The organism is Rhizobium sp. 25PS6 (genome assembly GCF_032464655.1).
Classification (GTDB): domain Bacteria; phylum Pseudomonadota; class Alphaproteobacteria; order Rhizobiales; family Rhizobiaceae; genus Rhizobium; species Rhizobium laguerreae.
Genome location: NZ_JAWDIV010000034.1, coordinates 47,879 through 53,896, shown reverse-complemented (window position 1 = coordinate 53,896; position 6,018 = coordinate 47,879). Strand labels below are relative to the sequence as shown.

Annotated in this window: 4 protein-coding genes; 1 reads left to right on the top strand and 3 read right to left on the bottom strand. The window is 61.0% G+C overall.

Annotation, left to right across the window (positions count from 1 at the left end):
• Positions 1-53 precede the first annotated feature (53 nt).
• The 3 genes from RWK44_RS33470 to RWK44_RS33460 all read right to left on the bottom strand — a co-directional run bounded on the left by RWK44_RS33470 (position 54) and on the right by RWK44_RS33460 (position 4,516).
• Positions 54-2,297 (bottom strand): glycoside hydrolase family 2 protein, encoded by a 2,244-nt coding sequence (locus tag RWK44_RS33470; protein ID WP_316030042.1) that lies wholly within the window; start codon positions 2,295-2,297, stop codon positions 54-56.
• A gap of 203 nt (positions 2,298-2,500) precedes the next feature.
• Positions 2,501-3,499 carry a LacI family DNA-binding transcriptional regulator gene (locus tag RWK44_RS33465; RefSeq protein WP_025396137.1) on the bottom strand — a complete coding sequence of 333 codons (999 nt, stop codon included), beginning with the start codon at positions 3,497-3,499 and terminating at the stop codon, positions 2,501-2,503.
• Between the two features lie 9 nt (positions 3,500-3,508).
• Positions 3,509-4,516: a Gfo/Idh/MocA family protein gene (locus RWK44_RS33460; protein WP_131664497.1), complete on the bottom strand. Its 1,008-nt coding sequence runs from the start codon at positions 4,514-4,516 to the stop codon at positions 3,509-3,511.
• 202 nt (positions 4,517-4,718) lie between these two features.
• On the opposite strand from RWK44_RS33460, the gene RWK44_RS33455 reads away from it, so the two are divergent.
• Positions 4,719-6,011 carry an ABC transporter substrate-binding protein gene (locus tag RWK44_RS33455; protein ID WP_316030041.1) on the top strand — a complete coding sequence of 431 codons (1,293 nt, stop codon included), beginning with the start codon at positions 4,719-4,721 and terminating at the stop codon, positions 6,009-6,011.
• The last annotated feature ends 7 nt before the right edge of the window (positions 6,012-6,018 follow it).

Below are 6,018 nucleotides of genomic sequence, written 5' to 3'. Positions count from 1 at the left end.
TTAGAGCGCCGCACGTCTCGAAAGACGCGCTAAGGACGCTCTAACACTATCCGCTAGCCGGCCGTCACGCCGAGCGTCACCGGCGCGAACCGCGAGGAGACCGCTTCGACGGTGATTTCGCCAGTGAACCCCGTGGCCTCCAGCCAGAAACCGGCGGTGCCGCCCTGGAGTGGCACATTGGTCGGGCCGACGATCTTTGCCGGGCCGTGAACCTTCAGCGAAATGCTATCGTTCATGAAGGGCAGGCGCTGGCCGCGCTGGTCGAGGGCGCGGATGATGACGCGTGTGCTGTCGCGTTCGCGGGCTTTCAGCGTGGGGCTATCGGCAACCACTTCCAGCGTCGTCGGCAACGGATCGGCCACCAGCGTCAGGCTGGCCACCGGCTCGCCGCCGATATAACCGGTGAAGGTGCCGTCGATCCATTCGAGACCCCAGGTGCCAAGCTCATCGGCGGTAAAGTGCCGATGGTCGAGCACGACCGGCGGATGCGGCAGATGCGGGTAGTTCTCGCGGTCCGGACCGATGCGTTTGCTAAGCGAGCCATATTGCAGCTCCACCTCGTCGCAGTTGGTCAGGATGATCAGCGGCAGCACGCCGCCGATATTGCGTTCGCCGCGCGCCCAGAAGGTCACCGGCTTCATGACGATCTCCTCGGAAGGGTCGCACTGGCTGATATAGGCATAGGCCGCGAATTTCGGCTCGCGGAACATATCCATCACGCCGTGATAGCAGATGCGGTCGCCGGAGCCGAAATCCTTGTGGGTGTTGTAATCGAACATGCACCAGCCGATGGCGCCGGAGATATCGGGATCGCCATAGGCGGCATTCAGCACTTCCAGGTGCCGGCGCACATGCTCGGCCTGGCGCTGCTCCTGGTCATAGATCTTCGTCGGGTGCATGTGGCCGTTGAACTCGGTGATGAGGTACGGCACCTTGTGCGATAGTCCGGTATTTTCCTGCTGGGCGCGTAGCGCTGTGCGCGGGCGGTTGGCGCCCGGCAGCTCTTCATTGCCGAGGATGAAGTCGTTCATCGTGTAGACGTCTTCGAGTAGCTCGCTCTCGGTGAGATAACGCACGCCGCCGGTCTGGCGGGTGCTGTCGAGCTCACGGGCGAGGCGATTGGTCTCGGCGTAGAAATTGTGATCATCCTGCGATTCGTTGATGCGCACGCCCCAGATGATGATCGAGGGATGGTTCCAGTCGCGCTCGATCATGCGGCGGACGTTCTCGATCGATTCCTGCTGCCAGTCGGCGTCGCCGATATGCTGCCAGCCGGGGATCTCCTCGAAAACCAGCAGGCCGATCGCGTCGCATCGATCGAGGAACCATTTCGACTGCGGATAATGCGAAGTGCGGACGATATTGCACTTCAGCACCGTCTTCATGATGTCGGCGTCGCGCTCCTGGGCGGAGCGGCCGGCGGCATAACCGACATAGGGGAAGGCCTGGTGGCGATTGAGGCCGCGCAGCTTCAATGGCTTGCCGTTCAGGAGGAAACCTTCCGGCGTGAATTCGGCGGTGCGGAAGCCGAACCGGGTGGAAATACGGTCGGAGCCGTGTTCGGTCCTGAGCTCGACGGTGACGTCATAGAGCGTGGGATCGGTGATGTCCCAGAGGGCGATGCCGGTGAGGCCGCCAAAGGAGAGCGTGGTGCGGCTGCCGATCGTTTCGGTCGCGGCAGTGGCGACCACCGTGCCATCGGCCTGTTTCAGCGTGGCGGTGACGGTCGCCGAGAAGCTGCGGCCCTCGGGATTGGCGATGTCGACGCGGATGGTCGCCGATTTCTCCGGGCGCAGAACGTCGGTGGTTTCGATCTTGAGATTGCGGATCGAGACCGGGTCGGTGACCTTCAGCCAGACGTCGCGGTAGATGCCGGCATAGGTCAGATAATCGATGCGGCCGCCGAAAGGTGGAATGTCAGGGTTCTCGCTGCCGTCGATCTTGACGGTGACGAGGTTCTCGCCCTTGACGAGCTTGCCGGTGAGGCGGGCCTCGAAGGGCGTGTAGCCGTCCTTATGGGCAATGATTTCTTCGCCGTTCAGATAGACGACGCTGTCGGCCATGGCGGCATCGAAGACGAGCGAAACCTCGCGGCCCTCGAATTCCGGCAGCCAGCGCAGCACCTTCTGATAGGTGAAGGCGCGCTGATAGCTGGTCTCGTCGAAATAACTGAAGGGCAGTTCGACGGCGGTATGCGGCAGGCTGACCGACCTGGCAGCATCAAAAGCTTCGAGCAAACGCTGGCCGAAGCCCTCATGGAAACTCCAGCCTTCGTTGAAAGATACGACGGAACGCATTTCAGGCTCTCCAGGTTACGGCATCAGGGACATTGCGGCGCCTCTCGGCGCGTGAAAATCTGGTCATCGGTATTCCTCCTGGACGCAATGGATGAGCGAGCAGCTAAAGTACGTCACAGCGAATTCGATTCATGCGACGCGCTTTAGCTTTTTTCATGCATGTCGTCACCCCGCAACCGCTGTACAATTCCAGGCAACATGCTTCAGGCGGTCGAGCCCCAGCGGGCGGTGCAGGTGAGCGTGATGCTGTGCGGACCTTCGATCTCGGCGTCATGCCGTTCGATCAATTCGACGACGGCATCGATGAAGGCGACGTGGTCGAGGCTCAGCGTGGTCAGGTCGTTGCAATCCCAGGCGGCCATGGCAATGCCGTCCTGGCCGACGATGGCGATATCATCAGGCGTGTTCTTGCCGAGCACCCGGCGGGCTGCATCGCGCGCACCGATCGCCATGACATCGTTGCCGCAGATGATGGCGTCGACCTTATCCCTGTGCAGCAGGAGCACGGCTTCCTTGAAGCCGGAATCATAGGAGTAGTCACCGAAGGCCTGGACCTCGAAGGCAAGGCCGCGCTTGGCCAGCGCATCGGCGAACCATTTTCGCCTGAGCTTGTCGATCCAGCTTGAATTGGTGCCGGAGAGGTAGGCGAAACGCTTTTTGCCGTCGCGGACGATCTTGTCGATGATCTCGTCGGCGGCCTCAGCGCCGTCGATGCGAATGCTGGAGACGTTTTCGTTTTCGAGCGGCTCGAAGGAGACGATGATCGGCTTCGTCGTATGGAAGATATCGACGGCATCCTGCATCGACACCATGTCGGAGAAGACGACGACGTGATCGACCTGATAAGTCGAGGCAAGGCGCATCAGCTGCAGCCGGTCGGAATGATCGGCGCAGCAGAGGATGATCGGCAGCAATTGTCTCGCCTGCAGGCGGTGGACGAGAAGCTGCTGCTCCTCGGCCTCGCAAGGGTTGCCGATCGCATTGACGACCAGGGCGACGAGCCGCGAACGCTGGTTGTTCAGCGAGCGGGCGATCGCGTTCGGCTGGTAGCCATGTTCACGCGCGACGGCGAGGATGCGGTCGCGCGTGGCGCTGCCAATGCGCGAATCCGGCGAGAAGGCGCGGGAAATGGTGGCGGAGGAGACGCCTGCGAGTTTCGCCAGTTCCTTCGAGGTGATCCGCCGTCTGCTCATACCGCTCATCTTCAGCGCCTATTGGGCGACGATCCTGACGGAAGCGCCGTCGGCCGCTGCCGATTCCTTGATTGCATCCCATAGCCTAGCGAATCTGAGGCCCATTTCAACGGAGCCGGAGTTTTCCATCTTTCCCTCGCGAATGGCGAGGAAATTCTTCATCGGGTTGCCGAGAATCTCGGCTTCCTCGCGCGGCTCGGCGATCCGCCCGATACTGATCTCGCGCCAGCCACCCCAGGCGTCGATGCGCACGATCGCCTTCGAATAGAAGAAGGTGATGTAGGAGGCGCAGCCCGGAGGGCCTTCGCCGGCGGCCGTCAGTGTCGCCAGCGCACCGTTTTTCAGCCGCGCGGAGACGGCGGTGGCGATATCGACCCGTCTGCCATGGTTGTTCATGTAGGCCGACACGCTGTCGAAATCCGAATTGGCGAGTAGGCAGACGGTGTTCATCATGTGGGCGCCGGTATCGAACATGAAGCCGCCGCCGGAGATGTCAGGCTGCTGCTTCCAGTGGCCGTCGTAGTTGGACGACCAGCTTTCCCAGATCATGCCCGAAATGGCGATCAGCTCGCCGAATTCGCCGGTGAGAGCCCGCCGGCGCGTGTCGAGCACCAGCGGCGACAGGCCGCCCTGAAAGGCGGTGACGATGGTGACGCCACTCTTTTTCTGCGCGGCGATCAGCCTCTCGGCTTCAGTGACTGTCGTCACCATCGGCTTTTCCAGGAAGAGGTCGAGGCCGGCCTCGGCGACGGCGGTTGCCTGTTCGGCATGGAAGGCATGCGGGGTGGAGACGTAGACGATGTCGAGTTCGCCCCGGCATTCGGCAAGCATCTGGCGATAATCCTCGAAGCTCTTCGGTTCTGGTGCGCCAGCGGCGAGGCAGACGTCGATCAGGCGCTGGCGCGAAGCCGCCGTGGTGTCGGCGAGTGCAGCAAATTCGATCTCCGGCATCTTGACCCAGCTCTCGGCATATTCCGCCGCCTTCAAGCCGGCGCCGATGACGCCGAGGCGTAATTTCCTAGTCATGAAAATTCCTCCCTGAATGCATTGTGCACACGATTACACAAACGGTATAGTGATGGCAATATCTAAATAAATCAGTAATATCAGTATATTAAAACTCGCATTCGAATCTTTTCAAAAACCATCTTGTCAGTATTTGGAATGCGTGTACATTTTCGCAACCGGTGCTGGAGGGCGCCGTGTCTCTAAAAAGGGAGGACTTCCATTGAAGAAGATGGTTCTTGGCGGCCTGTGCGCCGTTCTGCTGAGCGCGGTTTCGACGCTGGCGCAGGCTGAAACAATCCGAATTGCAAACCACGGTCAGGCCGGCATCGATGCGATGAAGTCGACGGTCGAGCGGATCGAAAAGAAATATGGCGTCACCGTCGAGGTCATCGAATATCCGGCGCCCGACAAGGACTACCTGACCAAACTCCTGACGGAGCTCGGCGCCGGCAACGCGCCCGACCTGTTCTCCATCCCGACCACGGCTGCCGTCGCCGACATGGTGGAAGCCGGCTACCTTGCGCCTGTTACCAAGGAGTTCAAGGCTTGGGATGGCTACGCCAACCTCTATGACGTCGCCAAGGAGCTTGCCGTCAGTCCGGATGGTGAAACCTATGTGATGCCGTTCATGCTCGGCATCCAGGAAATCTATTACCGCAAGGACGTTCTCGAAAAGGCCGGCATCTCGACCGAGCAGCCGAAGACCTGGCAAGAGCTTCTCGACCGCGCGGCCGAAATCAAGCAGAAGACCGGCGCCTACGGCCTGCTCTTCCCTGCCGGCGTCTCCTGGGGAAGCGGCGCCTTCGACGAAGGCTTCCAGCATCTGCTCGTCGGTTCCAAGACGCCGCAGCTGGTCGATGCCGACGGCAAGCTCGATCTGAATGGCGAAGGCATCAAGGATGTCTTCAATGTCTACAAGGAACTGATCGACAAGGATCTGATGCCGACGCAGCCGCTGCTCGGGCCTGAGCCCTGGGTCGTGCCGAAGTACCAGATGTTCCCGGAAGGCAAGCTCGCCGCGACCACCTGCGGCTCCTGGTGCTATATTTTCGACTGGGGTCGCGAAAGCAAGAACCCAATCCCTGACGTGACGAAGGTGGTCGGCACCTGGACGGTTCCCGGCCAGAGCAGCGGCCAGTACGTACTTGCCAATCTCGCTGCGCCGTGGGCCGTCAATTCCAAGTCGGCCAATACGGAGCTGGCGATCAAGGCGCTGATGGAGATCGGCTCGATCGAGACGCAGGTTTCCTACGCCGCCCGTATCGGCAATATCCCGGCCAGCAAGGATGCGGCTGACAATGCCGAGTTCCAGAAGCTGACGGAACTGGTTCCGATCCATGCGGCGGCCGGGAACGGCGTGTTCCTGAAACAGGCCTCCGGTTTCGGTACGGTCTCGGAAGGTGTGGCGCGCGCCACCGAAGCGCTGCTCCGCAAAGAAACCGATGCCGCCGGCGCCCAGAAGATCCTCGTCGACTACGTCAAGGAAACGCTTGGCGACGACATGGTCAAGTAAGCTCCGG